Genomic DNA, 26,554 nt, shown 5'->3' on the forward strand with positions numbered 1-26,554 from the left:
CTTTTACCGTATTATTGTTACCCAACCTTTATACTTCCTGATACCATCCGGCTTCTTCACTTCCAGTATATAGTAGTAGGTGCTTTCATTCAGGTTAGAACCGTCCCAATTGTTGCGATAATCCTTAGACTGGTACACCTGTCCGCCCCAACGATTGAAGATGTATATCGCTGAACCTGGATATTTTTCCAGTCCGCCGATGATGAACCTTTCGTTCTTACCATCACCATTCGGTGTAATCACATTCGGGAAAGACAAATCTGATCCTTCAATTCCTACCGTGGAAACCCCTACGTTATTGGTACTGTCCGCGTCCGGCATGTTTGTGCTGTAAGCACTCGCTTCGTTAATCAGTTGTCCGCCTTCTATCACACGGGCTGTCAGCGTCATTTGTACCGTAGCGCCAACTGCCAGGTCACCGATGTTCCATTCTACCAGTTTGGTAGCTGCCGTTACCACTACTTCTCCTTTTTCTGCGGACGTATGGGTAGGCACATCCAGTTGTACCGGCAGACGGTCTTCTGCTTTTACATTGGTCACTGGTATGTTACCCGCATTCTTTACAGTGATGCGGTACGTAAGGCTCTGACCCATGCGGTAAGGACCTGTTACCGGTGCAACGATCTCTTTGGTAACGACCAGGTCACCGGCCAGTTTATCCGTATCCGTTATAGTTACCGTGGCATCGCTGACAGCGCCTGTTGTAAAGGTGTAGCTGGCAGATTTTCCACCGGTAAGCAGGAACACCACTGTTTCCGGAGATTCTACTTCGTTGTCGTCCAGCACACTCACGGGAACGGTTACACTGCTGGCGCCTGCCGGGATGGTGATAGTGCCGGTAATGGCCCTGTAATCCGCATCCGGTGTGGCCGTGCCACCTATCATGTATTGTATGGTGATCGGCTCTGCAGTACGGTTGCCGCCGGCCAGACTGATCGTGAACGCACCATTGATACCCGGTTCAGTAGCATCCGGTTTGCTGGCGGTAACGAGCAGGTTCAGGTTAGTATGATCGTCATCTGCAATGTTTACAGTAGCGGTGTTGTTAGTACCTACTGTGTAATTCATGGCGGCAGACTTGCCTCCTGTCACCGTGAGCACCACTGTTTCTGCCGGTTCTATCAGATCATCGTCTGTTACGTTTACTGGTATCGTTATGCTACGCTGGCCTGCAGGGATCACCGCAGTGCCGGTGAGGGTTGCATAGTCGGTGCCCGCAGTAGCCGTGCCTGCTACTGTATAAGTAACCGTGATGTCTGCAGCAGGTATTTTGCCGCTGGCAAGACTAATAGTGAATTCCCCTGGAGTGGATGGTTCTGCCGCATTTGGTTTTGTAGCGCTGACCATCAGATCCAGGTCTTTGTCGTCATCATCTGCTATGGTCACAGTAGCAGTATTGCTGGTACCCGGTGTGAACACAAGGCCCGTTGCCGTACCACCAGTTCCTGTGATGATCACAGTTTCGTTTCCTTCGATCAGCTGATCATCGGTTACGACTACGGGAACGGTTATACTATTCTGACCCGCAGGAATCACTACTGTGCCGGTGAGGGCAGTATAGTCAGTACCGGCGATCGCCGTACCTGCTACGGTATATTTAGCGGTGATGTCCACTGCCGCGGTAACACCGGTTGGCAAACTGATAGTGAAACTGCCATTGGTAGCAGGTTCTGCACCGTCGGCATTTTTGGTAACGTTCAGTACCAGGTTGCTTTCATCATCAGTGATGTTCACTGTAGCTGTATTGCTGGCGGTGAACGTGAAGCTGGTGGAGCTGGCGCTGGTCAGTGTCAGGATCACCGTTTCCGTACCTTCTATCACCTTGTCGTCCATTACGGTTACCGGTATAGTGACGCTGTTCTGTCCCGCCGGGATAGTAACGGTACCGGTGAGGGCAGTGTAATCTGCATTCGCGGTAGCAGTACCTGCTATGGTGTAGTTCACCGTGATAGCTTCAGAGGAAGTGATACCGGCAGGGAGACTTATTTTAAATCCGCCATTAGTAGCCGGTTCTGCGCCATCAACATCTTTGGTGGCAGTCAGCACCAGTTTAGCCGGTGTAATGCTTTCATCATCCGTAATATTTACGGTAGCATTACCATTGCCGGTGAAGGTGAAGTTGGCAGAAGTACCGCCGTTAAGGGTAGCTATTACGGTCTCTGTTACTTCTATAATCTGGTCATCTGTTACTACTACGGGAACGGATACACTGTTTTGTCCGGCAGGTATTACTACGGTACCTGTGAGGGTAGTATAATCTGTACCAGCGGTGGCGGTGCCCGTTACAGTATAGTTCACCGTGATAGCTTCAGATGAAGTAATGCCCGCGGGCAGGCTTACCTTAAAGTGACCGTTGGTAGCAGGTTCTGCGCCGTCTGTATCTTTAGCGATGGTCAGTGCCATGCTCGCCGGTGTGATACTTTCATCATCGGTGATATTTACCGTAGCATTACCGTTGCCGGTGAAAGTGAAGCCCGTGGAAGTACCACCATTAAGCGTCATAATCACGGTTTCTGTGACTTCAATTACCTGGTCATCTTTCACGGTCACGGGAACGGCTACACTATTTTGTCCTGCCGGGATGGTGATCGTTCCTGTAATGGCAGTATAATCAGTACCACTGGTAGCAGTACCTGCTATAGTATAGTTTACGGTGATGTCTTCGGAAGAAGCTATACCTGAAGGCAGGCTGATTTTGAACGCACCGTTAGTGCCTGGCTCTGCGGCATCTGTTGTTTTCACCACAGTCAGCACCCGGTTTACAGGTGTATCCTCATCGTCCGTAATATTCACGGTAGCATTGCCTGTACCGGTAAAGGTGAAGCTGGTGGAAGTTCCGCCGTTCAGTGTCAGGATCACGGTTTCTGTATGCTCAATCAGCTGATCGTCCATTACGGTTACCGGTACATTCACACTGTTCTGACCTGCCGGGATAGTAATCGATCCGGTGATGGCGGTATAGTCTGTACCAGCGGTGGCGGTACCTCCAATCGTATAATAAACAGTGATGTCTTCAGAAGAAACAATACCAGCAGGCAGACTAACTTTAAATTCACCATTGATGCCTGGCTCTGCGGCATCTGTAATTTTAGTCACCGTCAACACCCTGTTGGCGGGATCGCCGTCATTGTCGGTGATGTTCACGGTAGCACTGCCAGTACCGGTGAAAGTGAAGCTGGTAGACGTTCCCCCGTTCAGTGTCATGATCACCGTTTCTGTGTTCTCAATTAACTGATCATCTATTACGGTTACCGGTACACTCACACTATTCTGACCAGCAGGGATAGTAATCGTTCCGGTAATTGCGGTATAGTCTGTACCACTGGTAGCAGTACCACTGATCGTATAGTTAACCGTGACATCTTCAGATGAAGCGATACCCGTTGGCAGACTTATCTTAAATCCACCGTTTGTAGCAGGTTCTGCTCCGTCTGTTACCTTAGTGGCTGTCAGCACACGATTAACTGCTGTGTTCTCATCATCCGTAATATTCACCGTAGCATTGCCGCTGCCGGTGAAGGCAAAGCTGGTGGAGTTACCACCATTCAGTGTCATGATCACCGTTTCTGTATTTTCAATCAACTGGTCATCGATTACGGTTACCGGTATGTTCACACTATTCAGACCGGCAGGGATAGTGATGGCACCTGTGATGGCGGCATAGTCTGTGCCACTGGTGGCCGTACCCGCGATAGTATAGTTTACGGTGATAGCTTCAGAAGAAGCAATACCTGCCGGCAGACTAATCTTAAAGCTGCCATTGGTAGCAGGTTCTGATGCATCTGTTACTTTGCTCACCGTAAGTACGCGGTTAGTCGCTGTATTCTCATCATCTGTAATATTCACAGTGGCATTACCAGTACCGATGAAAGTAAAGCTGGTAGATGTTCCGCCGTTCAGCGTCATGATAACCGTTTCCGTGTTCTCTATCAGTTGATCGTCTTTTACGGTTACCGGTACGCTCACGCTATTCTGACCAGCGGGGATGGTGATCGTTGCTGTAATGGCAGCATAGTCTGTACCACTGATAGCGGTGCCACCTATGGTATAGTTGACGGTAATATTTTCTGATGAAACAATACCAGCCGGGAGACTGATAGTGAAGCTTCCATTAGTAGCTGGTTCCGAAGCATCTGTTGTTTTCACAATGCTGAGTCTTCTGTTAGCCGCGGTATTTTCATCATCCACAATGTTCACAGTAGCGGTGGCGCCGCCGGTGAAAGTGAAACTGGTCGATGTACCACCTGTAATGGTCATTCCTACTGTTTCGGTATTCTCCAGGATCTGGTCATTGATCACAGGCACCGGTACAGTAACACTACGCTGACCAGCAGGGATCACTGCGGTGCCGCTCAGGGCAGTATAGTCTGATCCGCTGGTGGCAGTACCGCCAATGGTATAGGTCACCGTGATAGCTTCTGATGAAGCAATACCTGCAGGCAGACTGATGGTAAACTCACCATTGGTGCCTGGTTCTGCGGCATTTTTTGTGGCGGTTACAGCGAGTATACGGTTAGCTGCAATGTCGTCGTCATCCAGTATGTTGACGATGGTGCTGCCGTTGCCAGTGAAACTAAAGCTGGCAGAAGATCCGCCGCTTAGTGTCATCACCACGGTTTCTGTATTTTCTATCAGCTTGTCATCGATCACTGGTACCTGGATAGTAACACTGTTCTGACCGGCAGGTATCACTGCTGACGTGCTGAGCGTGGTGTAATCAGTACCTGCGGTGGCAGTGCCGCCGATAGTATAGTTGACGGTCACATTTTCAGCGGCGGTAATACCGGCAGGTAAACTAATCGTAAATGTACCGGCGGTAGACGGTTCTGCTGCATCGGCAGTTTTTGCCACGCTGAGTATCCGGTTAGCCGCTACGTTATCGTTATCAACAATATTCACCGTAGCATTACCCGTGCCGGTGAAAGTGAAGCTGGTAGAGGTACCTCCGTTCAGCGTCAGGATCACGGTTTCTGTATTCTCAATCACCTTGTCGTCAGTTACGTTAACTGGAACGGCTACACTATTCTGACCAGCCGGTATGGTAATCACCCCGGTGAGGGCCGTATAGTCTGTGCCGGCAGTAGCCGTACCTGCGATGGTGTAGCTAACAGTAATATCTTCAGAAGCAGTAAATCCTACTGGCAAACCAATATTAAAGCTGCCATTAGTAGCTGGTTCTGCGCCATCACTGATGTTGGTTACTGATAATACGCGGTTAGCAGCCGTGTTATCGTTATCTGCAATATTTACGGTAGCATTACCGCTGGTATTGCTGGCAGCGAATACAAAGCTGGTAGACGTTCCGCCTGTCAACGTCATGATCACGGTTTCCGTGCCTTCGATGATCTGGTCATCTGTTACCGTTACCGGTACAGCAACGCTGTTCTGACCAGCAAGTATTACTACGGAACCAGAGAGGTTGGCATAATCGGTACCATTCACAGCGGTGCCGGCAATGGTATAATTCACAGTGATATTTTCTGCAGCGGTTATACCGGCAGGCAGACTTACATTGAAGTTGCCGTTGGTACCTGGTTCTGCGCCATCTGCTGTTCTGCTTACCAGCAGCACACGGTTTGCAGGGATATCATCGTCATCATTAATATTCACGGTAGCATTACCATTGGTAGTGCTGGCAGTGAAGTTGAAATTGGTAGAAGTACCACCGGTAAGTGTCAGAATCACGGTCTCTTTGCTTTCAATGATCAGATCATTGATCACACCCACTGGCACGCCTACACTATTTTGTCCGGCTGGGATCACTACGGTGCCGCTGAGGGCACTATAGTCGGTTCCACTTGTGGCAGTACCGGCTACGGTATAATTCACGGTAATATCTTCGGCCGAGGTTACTCCGCCAGGCAGGCTGATAGTAAAGCTGCCGTTGGTAGATGGTTCTGCCGCATCGCCTGCATTGTTTACACTCAGTACCCGGTTAGCCGGAGTGTTATCGTCATCTGCGATATTCACCGTAGCATTTCCGCTGGTACTGCTTGCCACGAGCGTAAAGCTGGTGGATGTAGCCCCCGTGGCCGTTAATATTACTGTTTCTGTATTTTCTATAATCTGATCGTTGATCACGTTTACGGTTACCGGCACATTATTCTGACCGGCAGGGATCACCACAGTTCCGCTGAGGGCGGTGTAATCAATACCACCGGTAGCAGTACCACCTAAGGTGTAGTGAACGGTGAGGTCTTCCGCAGCGGTGTATCCGGCGGGCAAACCAATCGTAAAGTTGCCGTTGGTGGCTGGTTCTGCACCGTTTACAGGATTGGTGACGTTGATCACAAGGTTAGCCGGAATGTTGTCATCATCTGTAATATTCACGGTAGCATTACCACTGGTAGTGCTGGCAGTGAAGGTGAAGCTGGTACTTGCGCCACTTGTGAGCTGGAGGATCACCGTTTCGGTGGTTTCAATTACCTGATCATTGATCACTGGCACGGTAACGGTTACACTATTCTGACCGGCAGGAATCACTACTGTACCACTCAGCGCGGTATAATCTGTTGCACTGGTAGCTGTACCGCTGGTAGTGTAATTCACGGTGATGTTTTCAGTTGCCGTGATACCTGCAGGTAAACTGATAGTGAAAACACCATTTGTTCCTGGTTCTGCGGCATCAGTGGTTTTCACTACACTCAGCACACGGTTAGCCGCCACGTCATCATTATCCGTGATGTTCACAGTAGCGTTGCCGGTACCAGTAAATGTGAAGCTGGTGGAGCTACCGCCGGCAAGGGTCATGATCACGGTTTCGGTGCTTTCAATCAACTGATCGTCCAGCACTGGTACGGACACGGCTACACTATTCTGACCAGCTGGGATCACTACTGTACCGGCAAGAGCAGTATAGTCTGTGCCGCTGGTGGCGGTACCTGTGGTAGTATAGGTGACGGTGATATCTTCTGCCGCGGTATATCCTGCCGGCAAACTGATATAGAAGGAACCGTTGGTGGCTGGTTCTGCGGCGTCTCCTGTTTTGGCAACACTCAGCACACGGTTAGCGGCCACGTTATCATTGTCCGTGATATTCACGGTCGCGTTGCTGGTACCAGTGAAGGTAAAGCTGGCGGACGATCCGCCTGCGAGCGTGGCGATCACGGTTTCTGTATTCTCTATAATCTGGTCGTCAGTTACTATAACTGGTACGGCTACACTATTCTGACCCGCCGGAATCAATACCGTACCGCTTAAGGCAACGTAATCCGTGCCACTGGTAGCTGTACCCGCTACCGTATAGTTCACTGTAATGTTTTCGGCTGCTGTGATGCCTACAGGCAGACTTACGCTGAAAGAACCATCAGTGGAAGGCTCTGCCCCATCTGCAGTTTTGGCAATATTCAACACCAGGTTAGCCGGATTGCTGGCCTCATCATCTGTAATATCTGCTGTTGCGCTGCCATTGGTACTACTGGCGGCCAGGTTGAAGTTTGTACTGGTTCCTCCTGTCAATGTCACGATCACCGTTTCCGTGTTTTCAATGATCTTATCATCTTTTACTACTACCGGCAAGCTTACACTGTTCTGACCAGCAGGCAGCACAATGGAATTACCGATAGCGCTGTAATCAGTGCCACTGGTGGCTGTACCGGCTACGGTATAGTTCACCGTAATATCCTGAGATGCGGTGTATCCTGCAGGCAAACTGATACTGAATGCCGCATTAGTAGATGGTTCTGCACCATCGGTGGCTTTAGTGATGTTCAACACAAGCGCAGCAGGCGAATTGTCATCGTCTTCAATATCCAGGGAAGCATTACCATTGGCAACGCTGGCGGTGAAGGTAAAGTTGGCACTGGTACCACTGTTCAGCGTCATGATCACGGTTTCTGTGCCTTCAATGATCTGATCATTGGTAACAGTTACCGGCACTACCACACTGTTCTGGTTGGCAGGGATCACTAAAGTGCCGTTGAGGTTCGTATAGTCAGTACCGTTGATGGCAGTACCTGTGATAGTATAGTTTACTGTTACATTTTCTGCCACTGTAATGCCTGTGGGCAGACTGATCCTGAATTCACCATTAGTAGATGGCTCTGCGGCATCAGCAGTCCTGATCACGCTTAACACCAGGTTGCCCGGTATGTTATCGTCATCGGTAATATTCAGGGTAGCATTACCATTGGTAGTGCTGGCAGTATAAGTAAAGCTGCCGGAATTGCCGCCGGTAATATTCATGATCACCGTTTCGGTATTCTCAATAACCTGATCATCTGCTACATTCACTGGTACGGCTATACTATTTTGTCCGGTTGGTATGATCACCGTACCACTGAGCACAGTATAGTCTGCGCCGGCAGTGGCGGTACCGGTAACGTTATAGTTCACTGTAACAGGTGCCGATGCTGTATAACCTGCAGGCAAACTGATACGGAACGAGCCATTGGTACCCGGTTCAGCTGCATCCGCTGTTTTGACCACACTAAGCACAAGATTAGCAGCTATGCCGTCATCATCTGTAATATTTGCGGTAGCATTACCATTGGTGGTGCTGGCAGTGAACACAAAGGATGGAGAAGTTCCGCCGGTAACGGTGAGTGTCACTGTTTCGGTTCCTTCTATAATCTTATCATCTGTAACGATCAACGGTACAGGCACATTATTCTGACCAGCAGGTAATACAACGGAGCCGGAAAGTGTAGTGTAATCTGTTCCGTTAACAGCGGTACCCGTGATGGTATAATTCACAGTCACCGGTTGGGCAGAGGTAACACCTGCCGGCAGACTGATGGTGAATGCTCCATTAGTACCTGGTTCAGCCGCATCCGTTGTTTTGGAGATGCTGATTACCTGGTTAGCCGCCGTGTTGTCGTTATCAGCGATGTTCACCGATGCAGTGTTGTTACCGCTTGCAGGCGTAAAGTTAAAGCTCGTGCTGGTACCACCGGTAAGCGTAAGCGTTACTGTTTCTGTACCTTCTATTATCTGGTCATCGGTTACATCTACAGGGACCTTAACGCTGGTCTGACCTGCTGGTATCTGTACTGTGCCAGACAGGCTGGTGTAGTCGGTACCCGCAGTAGCTGTACCGCCTACGGTATAATTCACGGCAATGTCTTCTGATGCAGTATAACCTGCAGGCAGACTGATGGTAAATTCGCCATCGGTAGACGGCTCTGCGCCATCAGCGCTATTGGTTACCCGCAATACATTGTTCGTGTTGTTATTGTCATCGTCAGCGATATTCACCGTTGCGTTATTGCCAGCTGCATCTGCAGTATAGGTAAATGAGTTACCGTCTGTGCCACCGGTGAGCGTTAATATTGCTGTTTCTGTATTCTCAATGATCTTGTCATCTATAACAGACAGTGGTATAGTAACGCTGTTGGTATTGGCAGGCAGCGTGATAGTGCTGATGGCGTAGTCGGTATTACGAACAGCGGTACCACTCATGTTATAGTTCAGCGTGATATTGGCGGCGGAAGTATAACCGGCAGGCAGACTTATCGTATAGGCGCCACCGGTAGATGGCTCTGCGGCGTCGGTGGTCTTCACCACTTTCAGTACCTGATTGGCAGCAATCGCGTCATTATCTGCTATGTTCACCGTCACATCATCACTAGCCGGATCCGGCGGGAAGATAAAGGCGTTGCCTCCACCATCTATAGCACTGCCCGACAAAAGCGTAAATATCATTGTTTCAGTAGGCTCAATGATCTGGTCGTCCAATACATTAAGATCTACCGTTACACTGTTGGTATTTGCCGGGATCACAATGGTGCCCAGGGCCTGGTAGTCCACACCGGATACGGCGGTACCGGATATCTTATACCCTACCGTAACAGGCCATGCGGAGGTGGCAACACCCGCGAGCTTCACCGTGAAGGTGCCTTTGGTAGCCGGTTCTGCGGCATTGGTGCCGACAATTACCTGCAACGGTGTACTGCTGGCAGCATTGGCGTCTATGATATTCACTACCGCTCCATTACCTGAAGGGTCTATGGTGAACGGATAACTGCTGGAGGCTGCGCTGGTAAGGGTCAGTACCACCGTTTCAGGCCCCTCGATGATGCCATCGTTACCGGCGTCTACATCAATGAATACTTCATTGGCTCCCGCCGGTATAACGATCTTACCAGCAGACAGTCCCAGCAAATTATAGTCAGTTATATTAGTGGCTGTTCCTCCAGGGGTAAAGCTAATTACTACGTCTTCAGAGCTGGTAATACCAGGCGCCAGGGCTATTCTGTACTGACCTTTAGTACTGCCTTCTATGGCGTCAGATACTTTGGTGAGCAGTACAACATTGCTGTTACCTGCATGATCATTGTCGGTAATAGTAACGGTAGCAGTACCTCCCCCACCTGCAGCGGTGTAAGTGAACTGCGCATCGTTACCACCGGTAATATTCAGGATCACAGTTTCATCAGGCTCTATCACTGTATTGTCTATCACATTCACGGGAACGGATACACTATTTTGACCAGCAGGTATGGTAATGCTACCGGTAATGGCCTGATAATCTGTGCCAGGAGTGGCAGTGCCACCGGCCACGGTATAAGCTACCTGTATATCCCTGGCAGCAGTAATTCCTGCCGGGAGACTTATACTGAAGCTGCCATTGGTAGCTGGTTCTGCGGCATCAGCAGTTTTGGTAACAGCGAGTACCTGGTTGGCAGCCGTATTATCATCGTCTGTTATATTCACAGCTGCATTACCATTGGTAGTGCTGGCGGTATATGCAAAACTGCTGCTGACACCACCGCTGATCGTAAGGTTCACTGTTTCCGTACCTTCTATGACCTGGTCATTGATAACATTAACTGGAACGGATACACTATTCTGGCCGGCAGGGATAGTAACAGTGCCGGTAAGCGCGGTATAATCATTGCCACCTGTGGCTGTACCGTTGATAGTATAAGTGACATTGATATTTTCTGATGGCAGGATACCGGCAGGCAGACTGATAGTAAACCCGCCATTGGTACCTGGTTCTGCGGCGTTGCCATTGTTGATAACACTCAGTACACGATTAGCTGATGAGTTTTCATCATCGGTAATATTTACAGTGGCATTACCATTGGTAGTACTGACGGTGTAGCTGAAGCCAGTGCTGGTACCACCTGTAAGCGTGAGTATCACAGTTTCGGTGTTCTCTACCACCTGGTCGTTGATCACATTCACCGGAACAGATACACTGTTTTGTCCTGCAGGCAGGGTTACCGTACCTGTTAACGCAGTGTAGTCGGTACCACTTGTAGCGGTACCTGCTACGGTATAGTTTACGGTAATCGGTGCTGCTGAGGTGTAACCCGCAGGCAGACTGATAGTAAAGGCGCCATTGGTGCCTGGTTCTGCTGCATCGCCGCCGTTCACCACACTCAATACCTGGTTGGCGGCGATATTATCGTCGTCCAGGATATCAGCTGTAGCACTGCCATTGGTAGTGCTGGCAGTGAAGTTGAAGCTGGTACTGGCTCCACCTGTAATAGTAGCAATCAGGGTTTCTGTGCCTTCAATAATCTTGTCATCTGAGATATCGGCAGCAACCAGCACGCTGTTCTGGCCCGCCGGCAGGATGACGCTACCACTCAATGTAGTATAGTCGGCACCGTTAGTACCGGTACCCGTTACGGTATAGTTGACCGTTACCGGTTCTGATGACATTATTTGCGAAGGCAAACTGATACGGAAGCTGCCGTTGACGGATGGTTCTTCCAGGTCTGCTATTTTCTGAATGCTCAGTACACGATTGGCTGCGGTGTTGTCATCATCTGCAATATTCATCGTTTCCTGGCTATTGGTTGGACTGGCAGTGAAAGTGAGACTGCCGGAACTACCGCCGGTAATAGTGACTACTACTGTTTCTAGGTTCTCAATGAATTTATCATCGATCACATTTACAGGCAGTGTAGTACCGTTTGCACCGGCAGGAATGGTAACGGTGCCGCTGAGGTTAGCGTAATCCGTACCGGCAGTGGCGGTGCCACTCACAGTATAATTCACGGTTACAGGTCCGGCGATCGTTACGCCTGCAGGCAGGTTAATATTGAACACATTGTTTGTCGCCGGTTCGGCTGCATCGCCGGCTTTGGTGATGCTGAGTACACGATTGGCGGTGTTATCATCGTTATCAAAAATGTTTGCCGTAGCACTGCCTTCAGCGGGATCTGGAGTAAACGTAAAGCTACCGGAAGATGCGCTGTTAATAGTAACCACCACAGTTTCTGTGCCCTCTATAATCTGATCATCCACTACATTCCCAGCCGTGGCTACGTTGGTACTTCCGGCTGAAATGGTGACTGTTCCGCTGAAATGCGTTGGAGTTAAGCCGTTATAATCTGTACCGAGTATAGCGGTACCACCTACTGTATAATTTATTGTGATAGCCTGAGAGCTGGTAATACCCGGAGCAAGGAGGAAATTGAACCTGACAGAGTTGCCTCCTTCTGCCCCATCGCGGGCTACCTGTACCCTCACCATCCGATTGGCCGGTGTGTTATCGTCATCGGCAATATCTACAGTAGCAGTTTTACTTGTTGCAGACGCCGTAAAGCTGAAGCTACCACCGGTTCCACCGGTGATAGTCATTATCACCGTTTCTGTCAGCTCAATGATCTTGTCATCGATCACAGTAACGGGGACGGTTACACTGTTCTGGCCAGCCGGTATTGTTACAGCGGCAAGGGTATTATAATCTACGCCTGCTGCAGCTGTTCCTGCTACGGTATAATTCACCGTGATAGGTTGAGAAGAAGTTATTCCTGTTGGAAGACTTACCGTAAAGTTGCCAGGTGTACCCGGTTCTGCGGCGTTGCCGCTATTGCTGATGCTCAGCACGCGGTTGGCGGCGGTGTTATCATCATCTGTTATATCTGCAGAAGCGGTACCGTTTGTAGCGCTAACAGTGTAACTGAAATTAACTGAGGTACCACCGGTAAGCGTCAGCACCACGGTCTCGGTGTTTTCGATCACCTGGTCGTTCGTCACATTTACGGGCAATGCTATGCTGTTCTGGCCCGCCGGGATGATGGCGGTGCCGCTTAATAACGTATAGTCGGTACCGTTGGTAGCAGTACCAGCTATGCTGTAATTAACCGTAATATCTTCTGAAGGTAAAACACCCGAAGGCAAACTGATCTTAAATCCACCATTGGTAGCCGGTTCTGACCCATCAATCATTTTGATGATACTCAGTACACGGTTAGCGGCGGTGTTATCATCATCCTTAATATTCACGGTAGCATTACCATTGGTAGTGCTGGTGGTGAAGGCAAAACTGGTGCTGGTACCACCGCTGAGCGTCATTGTTACCGTTTCGGTATTTTCCATCAACTGATCATCAATAACAGTTACAGGTACCGTTACGCTGTCCTGGCCGACGGGTATTACCACTGTACCTGTAAGCGTAGTATAGTCGGTACCGTTAGTAGCGGTTCCATTGATGGTATAAGTGACGGTAACAGGTTCTGAAGAAGTGATACCTGTAGGCAGTCCGATCTTAAACGCTCCGTTGGTGGCCGGCTCGGAAGCATCGCCGGCATTAATGACACCTAAAACGCGGTTAGCAGCGGTATTGTCATCATCGGTGATGCTGGCCGTAGCGCTGCCATCAGTACTGCTGATAGTGAAACTAAAGCTGGTACTGGTACCTCCGGTCACCGTTGCTATCACAGTTTCTGTGTTCTCTATGATCTTGTCATCGGCAACGGTGATCGGTAAGGACACACTATTCTGTCCTGCAGCCAGCAGCACAGATGTTCCCAGGGCAGTGTAATCTGTGCCACTGCTGGCAGTACCTGTCGGTGTATAGGTGATGGTTATGTCCTCCGATGCAGTGATATTAGCAGGCAGACTGATTGTGAACTCCCCGTTGGTAGCCGGTTCTGCGGCATCCGTCTTTTTAACGATGCTCAGTACGCGGTTGGCGGCGATGTTATCATTATCAGTTATATCAATAGAAGTACTGCCGTTGGTAGTACTGGCAGTATAGGTAAAGCTGGCACTGGTGCCGCCGGTAAGCGTTACCAGCACGGTTTCCGTATTTTCAATTACCTGGTCGTCTTTCACACTAACGGGAAGGGGTACACTATTTTGACCAGCTGGTATAGTTATAGTACCTGTAAGCGCGGTATAATCGGACCCACCTGTGGCTGTACCTCCAATGGTATAGCTGACGGTAATGTCTTCAGAAGGTCTGATACCTGTTGGCAAACTGATAGTAAAGCCGCCATTAGCTGCCGGTTCTGAAGCATCGGTCACTTTAGCCACACTCAGTACCCGGTTGGCCGGTGTATCTTCATCATCAATTACATTTACAGTGGCATTACCGGCCGTAGTGCTCGGGGTAAGTGTGAAGCTGGTAGAGCTGCCACCTGTTACTGTTAATAATACTGTTTCAGGGCTTTCCAATAACTGGTCATCGATTACTGTGACTGGCAACACCACTCCGTTCTGGCCTGCAGGGATCACTACTGATCCGCTCAACACGCCATAATCCACGCCTGGTGTAGCGGTGCCTGCAATGGTATAGTTTACGGTAATGTCTTCCGATGCAGTAACACCTGCTGGCAGGCTGACGTTAAAGGCTCCGTTGGTAGCTGGTTCTCTCGCATCATTGCCTTTGGTGACGCCTACTGTGGTTTTAACAGGATTATTGCTGTCGTTATCAATAATATTCAAAGAGGCTGCTGCCTGTGTGCTGTTGATATTATAAACATTGCCGCTGGTAGCGCCGGTGGCGGTGTTCAGGGTAACGGTTACACCCTCTGTTGTTTCCAGCACATTATCATCTGTAACTACTACGGGGAGGGCTACACTGTTGCTACCTGCAGGGAAAGTAACCGTGCCATTCAGTGCCGTATAGTCGGTACCGTTAGCAGCCGTACCTGTTACGGTATAGTTCACGGTGATGTCTTCCGTGGCCATTACACCGACAGGCAAACTGATACTAAAGGCGCCGTCCTGTGTACCTTCTGTGCCATCCTGTACTTTGGTGATAGCCAGTACCTGGTTGGCGGTTGTCACTCCACCAAAAGTGGAGAAGTTCTGAATACCGCTGAATTCAACGTATTCTACGCCATCTTGCTGACCGGTAGCCGACGGAGAAATCTCCGTAATATTAGCCAGTCCTACAGGAGCCAGGTCGGCGAGGGTGGCGGTAATATCACCTGTATGTTTGAACCATGCCCACCTTTGTGCGCCGGTTACGCCGCGGGTACCGGAGAGCATATTCTCTGCATTCGCTCTTTCTGCAGGGTTCCAGAAGAGACGAAGTGTAATGCCACCATTCTGAGTCAGGTTAGCACCTGTGTAGGCGATATGTACCAGTCTACGCATTAATTGCGTACCATAATCAGTGCCACTGTTTTTACCCAAAGCAGTATTCATATCCCTGTTCACGTCCACCACAGCAGACAGCTTGGTTACATCCATGGTGTTGCCGTTCAGGGCAATGGAGGCGATGAATTTGTTTGGATCAGAAGGATCAATGAAATATAGTGTACCGTTATCGATACAGGTAGATGCTACTGTTCTCACGGTAGCATCAGGTACCAGGTTAGCTGTACGCTGAAGATGACTGGTAACGAGTGTAAACACAACACCGTCTTTCAGTGCACCCAGGTTTTCAAAGCTTACAATACCGCCGTTAAAACCGGTGGCAGGTATTTCGGTAACCGCACCGGTGGCGAAGTCACCATCACCATCTTCATCGATCATCATGGTGAAATCCTTGGCTGCTGTACCTTTTACAGTAATACCGTTCAGATCAAACTGCAGGCTGAGGGGCTGCGTACTGATATCGTAGTTACTGAACTGCGTTTTCCACTCCTGGGTGAGACGTTCCGGGATACAGCTGCCCACTGGCAGATCTGTACCGGTTACAGTGAGTGCCGCGCTGTTGCTGCCGAGTAGGAGGTAACTTTTATCCGCACCAAAAGTATTGGTGTTATCTGCATTGGTGGCAGCAATGGAACGAAGGCCGGCTGTGAGGATGGATCCTGTATGCACGCTGCGGGATTGTTTTTGTACAAGTCCTTCTGCGTCATCACGACCAATACCAAAAATGTTGTTTTTATAGATGTTGTTGGCAGTAGCATTCCAGATCACCGAACCATTGGTAGCCAGGTAATTCTGTGCGGTAGTCTGGTCGAGCGTAATACCGTATTTAATACCGAGGTATGATTCTACCTGCCGCGACTGCGTAGGCGTAAGCGCAGATTTATATACAATCACTTCTGGAATCTTACCGTTGAAGATGCGGTTGTCAAATCCACTGGCATCACCGGTACGGCCGCCCACTTCAAAGAAGGAGCCGTCTGCCTGCGGCGCGCAGTTGGTGCCGGGGGCGCCTTGTTTGCCGTTCAGCCAGGTGCTTCCGTTCAGCGAATTTGCGGCATTTACATAAACACCTCTCGCGATGATTGGTCCGGCATAAGGAGCGGTGGACAGCCCTACAAGGCATCCTGCACCATCGAGTGCATAGCTACCCGCACTGGGTATAATAAGTCCCCGGCCTGTAAAACCTGTTGCTACCCAACTGCCGTTGGTAGCGAAAATGCCATTCATGCCGTTTACTACAGGTCCCTCAGGCGCATTTACAGAGAAGATAGACAGGTCAGCTGTTGAATTCCAGTTTGTGGCATCATTACCTTTCAGGGATTTACCCAATGCGCCGCTGAAATCAACTGCCGGATTGAAGTTAATACCGTTAGGAACGCGAATAATGTCTGCCGAGGCAGTGATGGCATCTGTATGGGAAGGCTGTGCAGCACGTAATTCAGTTACCATGGAACTGCTTTGGTTCAGCCATTGCTCTACCTGATTGCTGCCGTTCACCTGTACATCTGCATCTGCTTTTACCCACAGTTTTTCACCCTGCACGCCGCCCGGTGAAGTGACGAAGCTGGCGAAAGTGAAGTATTGGTTGTTAGTGAGATCAATATTGGTTGAATAACTGGGCACACCGTTCACATCAGCCTGCGACAGCTGAATAAACTGATCACCACCGTCAAAAGTGGCATCGCTGCTGATAACCAGGTAAGGCGCGGTAGCGCTTAATGGTAGCTGATCTTTCGGGATGGAAATTGCCACCGTACCAACAGCACCTGTTTCCTGCACTTTCCACACTCTCGCCATACGGGTGGTTACAGCGGGGTTGCCGGCAACAGCAGTGGTGARTAAAGTGCCAGCGCCATCATCGCCCCAAACCAGGTATGATTTATCTGCCGTGAATGTATTGGTATTCGCAAGATTGCTTGCTGCAATACCACCCAGGCCCACTATGGGCTGGAAGCCTGTGTTGATGTTGCGGCTCTGCTTCTGCGTAAGCCCTTCCACATCATCACGGCCTATACCGGTAATGTTATTTTTATAAGTGGCGTTAGCGGCGGCATCCCATACTTTGGTGGTGCCATCGGTAGCCAGGTAATCGGTAGCAGTGGTCTGTTCTATCGTATAGCCGTACTTGATAGCCAGGTAAGTGGATACCCGTTGCTGTTCAGTGGGAGATAACGCAGTGGGATATACGATAATATCTCCCAATGTACCTTTCCACGACTGAGCAATATCCCACGGAGCGCTACCTATCTGGGCGCCGCCGGTACCGGTATTCCATGCCTTTGCCAGTGGTCCGCCTATCACCTTCATCTTACTGTACAAGGTGGCATTACCGCCATTGCCGGCCCATACACCCACCATTTCATTGAATACGCCTGCTTGCCAATTACCGGCAGCACTTGTCACGTCATTGGCATATCCCACAAAATCAGCTGTACCGTTTCCGCCTATCGTTGCAATACCGACCGCCGTGCTGGTACCTGCGGCGCCGTATCCAAGTATATATCCGTTACCAGCGATGGAAGATAAGCTACCAGTACCGAAGAATGTTCTTGCACTGGTACCTAAAGGCAGTTTGGTGATATCCAGGTTCAGAAAATCTGCACCATCAAATTTGACTACCGGATTAAAGTTTCCATTGCTTATTGTATTGTTCAGGTACAGGGGCTGACTGGCAGGCACTGTAGTTTGTGTGGCGTTGTTCAGTTCRGAAGCGTAATCCGTCCAACCGTTGATAGCCGTGTTATCGGTATTGCTGGAAGTGCCTGCATCCGCGCGCAGCCACAAGCTGGTGCCTACTACACCACCAGGTGTTTTGATAGACGCACCGTAGGTGAAGTATTGACCGTTGGTTAAATCCACGTTGGCTGCATACTGTTTCACACCGTTCAGCATCGTTGCTGCTACAGGGATAAACTGGTCCGTTCCATCGAAGGTGGCATCGTTACTGATGATGAGGTAAGTCTGCGCAGCATTGGGCAGTGCATTGTATGGCACAGCCACCTGTATGCTGCCGATGGTACCGGTTTCCTGTACTCTCCACACCCTTGCCATGCGATAGTTCGCTACAGGATGACCTGTGAGCGGAGTTTTAAAGAGGCTGCTGCCTGCATTGTCGCCCCATACCATATAGGATTTGTCCACTGCAAATGCATTGGCATTTCCTGTATTTGTTTCAGCCAGGCTGTTAAGACCGATAGCCAGCTGTATACCATCTGCTGTATTGCGGGATTGTTTCTGGTTAAGATCTTCCGCATCATCGCGACCAATACCGGTGATATAGTTTTTATAAGCATTGTTTGTTGTGGCATCCCATATCGTGCTGCCATCGGTAGCGAGATAATTGCTGGCGCCATTATTCAACGAAATACCGTATTTGATACCCATGTAGGTATTCACACGTTGCTGCTCATTTGGTGTGAGTGCATTAGCATAAACGATCAGGTCTCCCATGCGGCCATTGTAGGAACTGGTGTTAGCGCCCAACTGGAAAATGCTGTTGTTACCGGTAAATACACTGGTATTATTACCGGTGGCCACACTTAAGCCATTTTTATAAATGGCCTGCTTGTTGGCAGCAAGACTAATATCATCAGTTGCAGTCCAGAGAATAACCTGGTTGCTGACATCTCCTGCGTTGTAGGTAAGACGGTTACTGATATAAGGAGCATCCCAGTAAACAATATTATCGCCCCAGGTGGCATGCAGCGTAAATTGGGTACCTGTGCCAGCTTGTTCCGTAAAAATAACGGTGTTAACAGGAGTCGTTTGACTGGCTGCAAAGAAGGCGTTGGCAGCGGTATAGCTGCCTGTCTTCAGGAACGAGTTACCTGTCATTGAATGAGGCGCACCATTAAACCTCACCACCGGGTTAAAGTTCATGTTGTTGGTGGCGTTATTGAAATACAATGGCTGACTGGCCGGCGTAACCTGTGACATATTATTCCCGTTAGGGCTATAGTCATTCCAGCTGCTGATCCCCGTACTATCTGCGTTAGTAGAAGTGCCTTGATCTGCGCGCAACCACACCAGCTTACCACTGTTTACACCACCAGGATATTTTACCGCTGCGCCGAAGGTGAAATACACACCATCAGGCATCAGGCCGGAGTTAAGTGTAATTGTTTTATCTGCATTCAGCGGCAGTTCCTGGTTGATCGTCGCAAAAGTAGGATCAGTGCTGATCAGCAGGTATACTTTCGTGCCTGGTGCATCTGCTTTCAGCGTGACCGGCTGATCTGCCCAGTTGGTTTTATCTACTTTCCAGATGCGTGGCAGGCGGCGGGTAGCGTTTGTACCGCTTATGATATTTGCATAAGAAGCAGCGGACTGCCCGTTGTCTCCAAAAACAAAGAAAGATTTATCGTTGGTAATGGTGTTGGAATTCTGTTCGTTGGTAATAGCAATACTGTTACCCAGGGAGATGGTTACAAAACCTGTGTCTACGCTGAGCGATTGTTTGGTATTCAGTGCGGTACCGTTATCTCTACCTATCCCCGTGATGCGTGCCTTATAAACAGGATCAGCTGTCCAGTATTTCGAGCCATCGGTGGCCAGGTAATCAGTGGCGCCGTTGCCTATTGTAATACCATATTTAAGACCGAGATAAGATTCTACTGACTGGCGCTCCGCATTGGATAATACACGGTTGTAAGCGATCACCTCACCTATATTACCCGTCCAGTAAAGCGCTCTGCTGGCCATAGTACGGGAGCCTATTGAAATAAAATTGGCGGTGAGTGGCGTTAAATTGATGGTCCCCTGGTTATCCAGCGTATAATTTTCAAACACACGTACACCGTTGGCAGTATTGTTTATCTGAGTGGCACTGAAAATATAAGGCTTACCAAGCTGGATCGTGTTAACACCAGTTACCGCTACAACTGCTGTGGCATTCTCCAGGTACTGTAGTTTATTTCCGGTCACCATCCGGAATTCCATTCCATGAGATGAGCCTACTGCTCCACTGCTAAAAATATCCCCCGAAGTACCACTTCCCACTGCAAAAACGGTAGACGTAGCCGGATCTATACGTGTAGTGGTCATATCCAAAAAGTCGTCCGTACCGTCAAACACAAGGCCATAGTTGAAGTTGAGCGCCTTCGCATCCGTGATAGGCTGACTGCCTACCACACCCTGCAAGGCGTTATTGCCATAGTTAGTATAATCGTTCCATTGACTGCCACCAGACATACCATCATCTGCACGCAGCCAGAAACTGATACCATTATTTACACCATTCGGCCCGGTGATCATCCTGGCGAAAGTAAAGTAGGCGCCATCAGGCAGCAGGTTACTATTAATGGTAACGCTGCTGTCGGCATTCAATGCATAGACTGCATCACCTGCGCCAAAAGTATTGTCGGTGCTTACAAGCAAATAAGTGCGCGCATTACCGCCAGATAATCTGAACGTAATTTGCTGATCGGCCCAGTTATTCTTCTGTGCTTTGAAAATGCGGGCCATGCGGGTATTCACATTCGTTACGCCGGTAACCGGTGTCAGGAAAGAGGTAGCACCGCCATCATCACCGAAGGTGAAGAAAGACAGGTCGTTGGTAATAACAGTTGTATTGGCTTTGTTGGAAGCTGTAACGGCCGCACCGGCAGCAATAGTAACCATGCCAGTGTCTGCGCTGACAGACTGTTTCTGATACAGCATGCCTCTGTCGTCACGACCTATACCGGTGATATGTTTGGCGTAACTACCGCCAACAGCTGCTTTCCACATCGTGGTGCTGCCGTCGCTGGCGAGGTAATCCACCGGCGCGTCTATTCCCAACGTAAGACCGTAGCGCAGCGCCATATAAGATTGTACCTGCTGACGTTCCACAGCGCTCAGCTTACGGGAATATAAGATCACTTCGGAGATGTCGCCATTGAACACCGCGTTATGCCCGGCTCCTATATAATCCTTGCCACCCGCGGGTGAAAGAAAGCTTACTGCATTCACATTGGCGGTTAGCAAGACCTTGCCGTCAATACCGCCCGCCCAATCGTTGGTGGCGCTCCAGAGATTCACCATATGCGCATTACGCACATTTATAGATGCCGGGTAAAAAAAGCCCCTGCGTGCAGTGGCAGAACCAAAATAAGTATTGTGACTATTATTACTCCAGGTATATAAAGATTGATTGCTGGCATAAGTACCGCCAAATTCAAACGGATAGCTCATCACCGAAGCAGTGTTATCAACATTTGACGTTTGTACAGAAAATACTTCACCTGCGGTAAATGCGTTCGCAAACTCAGTCGTCACGAAATAATTGGCGGCTCCGAAACCGATCCCCGGGTTAAAGTTGAAAGATCCTTCCTTCCAGGGCATCACGGTTCCATTTGATGGACTCCATACACGACGGGATGTACTCAACTCTGTCCATTGTGTAGCATTGCTACCACCCGCTACCCCACTGTCTGCTCTTGCCCATACTTCCAGGCCAGCGGCCACACCTGCTGGCGCAGCCTGTGTATTACCGAAAGTGAAATAAGTGCCATCCAGCAGTTGATCACTATCGAGCGTTATATTTCCATTGGCATCCAGCACATATACTTTATCTCCTGCTCCGAAAGTTTCATCGTTACTTACCAGCAGGTAGTTACTGTTGTTACCGTTCGTCAGCGATAAACTGATGGGGCTCTTCGCCCAGTTGGTACGATCTGTTTTATAGATCCGCGCCATGCGCAGCGTAATATTGCCCAGTCCTGTAACGGCCTGGCTATACGTAGCAGCCTGACCATTATCACTGAAGGTAAAGAAGGAAAGGTCGTTAGCGATATTACTGGTATTGTCCACATTAGATGCCGCCAGGTTGCTGCCTGCGCCAATAGTTAAATTAGCACCGTCAAGTTGTGAGCGACTTTGCTTCTGAAGCAGGGTACCGTTATCATCTCTGCCTAAGCCGGTGATACGTTCACCATAACCGGTATTTTTAGAGGCGGTCCACATACGGGTGGTACCATTGCTGGCGAAGTAATCGGTCAGGGCGCCGGCCGCGGTTTTTAAGGTGAGTCCGTATTTCAGGGCCAGGTAGCTGTTCACCTGCGCGCGCTCGGTAGCGTTTAACTGCCGATTGTAGAAGATCAACTCTGACATACGCCCATTGAAACTGGCGAAATGCCCTGCACCGATAGCAACATTCACCGCAGTTCCCCTGGAAAAGCTAACCGGGAAGGTAGTGCTGCTGCCGATTGTTTTGCCATCGAAGTTCAAGGCCCAATTGCCTGGAGCACTCCAGTTATTCAGGATATGCGCCTGTTGTATATTAATACCTGTCAAAGCGTAACCCGGCCTTGTGGTAGTACCGAAATGCGTATAGTGGGAACCACTATACACATAAACCGGCTGGCCGCCTGCCGCTGTGGGGTCACCGCCAAACTCAAACGGGAAGCTCAGTGTGGTAGAAGTAGACGCAAGATTAGAAAGCTGCACAGAGAATATTTCTCCCGCTGTATAACTATCGGTAAACTTGGGTACGCTGAAATAATTATTTCCCTGGAAATTGATAGCAGGGTTATAGTTAATACTGTTCTTCTGCCAGCTAAGCGGTGCATTGGCAATGGCTAATGGCCATTCTCTCTGCCCGGTCTGGTCTTCCCAACTGATGATACTTCCATCAACAACCCTTGCACCTGCATCTGCTTTCACCCATGTCTGCAAATTAGTAGCCACTCCACCGGGGAATCGCTGTTGCTGACCAAAAGTAAAGAAAGCGCCATTGCCCAGATCTGTACTGGAAACGGTAACCGTTCCTGTGCTACTCAGTTTCAGTTCACGGGTAATAGTGCCGAAAGCGGCATCCGTACTGATGAGCAAATAATTATTTTCGGTGCCGCCCTCCAGTTTCAGTGTTACTTGCTGGCCATTATTCCACGAGGCAGTTTTCTGCACCCGCCAAACCCGGCCCATGCGCTGTGTGGCGTTAGTGCCAGTTACGGCTGTGAAGTAACTGGTGTTGCCATTATTGTCGCTGAACACCAGGAATGATTTGTCCTGCGTAAAAGTGTTTGTATTGGCAGCATTGGACACAGCTATTGCATTTCCTAATGCAATGGTTACGATACCGGTATCCTGACTCATTGATTGCTTCTGGTTCAACATGCTGCAATCGTCGCGACCAATGCCCGTGATGCGTGTGCCATAGCCAGTATTGGAAGCCGCGGTCCATATTTGTATAGCGCCGTCGCTGGTAACATAATCTGTTGTACCGGCATTGAGTGTAATACCGTATTTTAACGCCATGTATGATTCAATGCGCTGAATTTCTGTAGGAGTAAGATCGCGGTTGTAGATGAACACCTCAGGGATGAATACTTTTGAATACTCTCCGAATGTGGCTCCGCCCACATCCAGCGTCCATACGCTGGCATCAGAAGCAGCGCCGTTTTTCACCAGGGCGCCATTACTTTTAAATTCATACGCACCGGTTGCCCCTCTTTCAAAGGAATAGAGTTTGCCTTTGGCAGTCACCGCATTTCCGGTATTTAGCCAGCCTTCTACATACAACCGGTTTTCCACCCCGGCGTGCCAGCCTAATAATTTATTGCCGGTGGAGCTGGTGAATACACGACCGGTTTGTGAGCCTTCCAACTGGCCCATACCCATGATGGAATAGGCGCCGGTTACCCCTGCTGAGGCAGGCACAATGTGCGCATCGTTTCCGTCATAATAAATAGCGGGATTAAAGTTCACCATACCCGTAGTATTATCGGGATCTCCTATCACTGTCATGTGGTTGGCATTCCCGGAAATATCTCCCCAGTTCACGCCGTTCACTGCCTGATCTGCCCGATACCATGCCACAACACCGCTATTCACACAGGCGGGCCCCTGGAAGGTCATAGGTATGCTGTTACCAAACTCCGAGGTACCACAATTGTTGGCGGGTATGCGAAGTGTGGCTGTCCAGAAACCGAGGCCGGTGGCCCCCGGTCCGGCATTATAAGTGATCGTTTGTGTAGAAGTACCTGCGGCTACGCCTGTTAAGGTCGTAACATAATATTGCCCGCTCGTTTTGTTCGTAGCGGGATCATTAGCATAAATATCTACCGTGTATTGTGCACCGGCTGTTATGTTTGGTATCGTGAGCTGTAACTGGTACTGCCCCCCTCCCAGCGCGGTAGATGAAACCAATACCGGTGTGCGGCCGGCAGCCGCTGTATAAGTACAATTACCGGCTGGCAACGCAATGCCAAAACCGGTATTATTATAAATGGAGTTGTTAGTGATGACAACCTTGTTGGGCGACTCATTATAAACCCCCGCCCCAACGTTATCATGTACAACGCAACCCGTTATTGCTGCATCCGTTACGCCTGCGCCTCCATAAAACCAAATACCGTGACTGGCGCTATTAACTACCGTATCGCCTGTCAGGTCATAATCAGAAACGGCATTGGCGCCGTTGAGCACAATACCTGACCGTACACTATTGCGGAAAGAAGAGTTGACAATATCTACATTACTGCGCGCAAAGTTCCCGCCGAATCCAATACCGTCATTATTTTTGGTAAATGTAGAATTGGTTACCTGGAAATTAGTCGCCGCTCCGCTTGCGACCACACCTCCAATGTCAAATTCGTCAAAAGTCACATTGTTGATGGTCACACCTGTTGCCGTACTCAGGAAATAAATCCCATAGTCCGAATCATCCGTATTACCAGGCTTGTCGCCATTCAGTACTGAATTACTGACAGTAAGACCATTTACCGTATTTTCAAATCTTATAAAAGAACTGGTAGGGTAAAGTCCGGGCACACGAGTCTCCATCAGGGCATTACTGATCGTTATATTGCTGGCAGCCCCATTGAACCATACATCATAGATATCATTTTCATTTATATTGATAGAGTCCAGGGTGATACCGTTTGCAGTATTGTCGAAACGGATAGCATAGTCGCCGTCATCATCTGTACCTATCACATTCATATCTACCGTGGTCCTGTTAATATCAAAGTTGGTAGCTACGTAATCGCAATAGATACCCAGTGCCACCCCGCTCCACAAACTATCTATGCCCACATTCCTGAACAGCACATTATTGGCTGTTTCCACGGCGCCGGCGGTGTTATCGAACATAATACCATTCTGGAAACCGCTGATATTACTATTGGTCAGCGTAAACCCGTTCACTGCTGCATCCCTGAATACGATACCTTCACCGCCACGCACATTACCCGCTGTGCTGAGCTGGATATTATCCATCACCAGGTTGGTCTGCATACCACCTGTAAAATAAAAAGCGCGCCCGTAATAAATGTTACTGGCAGTCTCCACGTCCGTAGAATAAATATTTCTTACGGTCAGATCAGTGGATGCCCCCTGTACCCTCATAAATGCATTAAGGTAGTTCCCTACCGTACTGAAAGACCGTATATTCTCAATCGTGATACCTGTCCTGTTCGGAAAAATGTCCACATCTATGTCCCCGTTATTCTGCACCGTAAAATTCCGGATGGTTACACTATCCGCATTGATGACAAACGGATTGATAATGGAATTGGTACCGGTGGAATATAGCGTGATCTTGTTCTGTCCGTCGATGGTCAGCCTCTTTGCCGTAATGGTGGGCATGGAAGCGGCCAGTGTAATCTGTCCGTGCACATTGAACATGATCTGGTGCGGCCCCGCTCCCGCTGCGTTTGCATCCAGGATTGCCTGTCTGAATGAACCAGGCCCCGCATCATTGGTATTAGTGACGGGGAAACTGTTTGCCGTTGCGGCAACAGTCACCATCATGCCAAACAGTGCCAGCAAAAGACGTTTACAGCCTTTGTTGAAAAATCTCGAATCGCGATTCGTAACATTAAAGAGGGACATAATGCAATAAACTTTGGGTAATGAGGGGCCGGTCCGCTTCGTTGCACATAACGGATCGGGAAGATTCTTTAAGGAACCTTTGCGTGCTCGTATACAGGATATGGTTGTTTGTTAAAATCTATAGACAACTCCTTTCAGCCGGTATCGGTCAGGCACAGGCAACATCACAGGTTTCATCGTTGATAGAATTGGTACCGGCATAAATTTGTAAAGTCCGCGTGCTGCGGTGATTGGGTAAAGTTTTCCATAGGAAAATGTTAAGATTACAAAAAAGGATACGGGCATCATCAGTTGATCCTAAAAAACCTCAAAATGTTCACATGACTCAATGGAACAAATCTACTTAGCGAAAGTAGATAAACTGATCTTGCATCGTTGTCACTGTTTATTCAATATTCATGTAGTATTTACACTACACAAAAAGTCTTGCAGAGCATCCCATACTGAAAGTTGG

1 protein-coding gene is annotated in these 26,554 nt (G+C 49.2%); it reads right to left on the reverse strand.

Annotated elements, in window-relative coordinates; translation table 11 throughout:
- Positions 1-3 precede the first annotated feature (3 nt).
- Complete coding sequence (locus tag AC1DP6_RS16015; protein ID WP_477055727.1) at positions 4-26,100, reverse strand: DUF8202 domain-containing protein; 26,097 nt, start codon at positions 26,098-26,100, stop codon at positions 4-6.
- Positions 26,101-26,554: the final 454 nt, after the last annotated feature.

The sequence above is a fragment of the Chitinophaga sp. 01L420 genome (genome assembly GCF_056399985.1).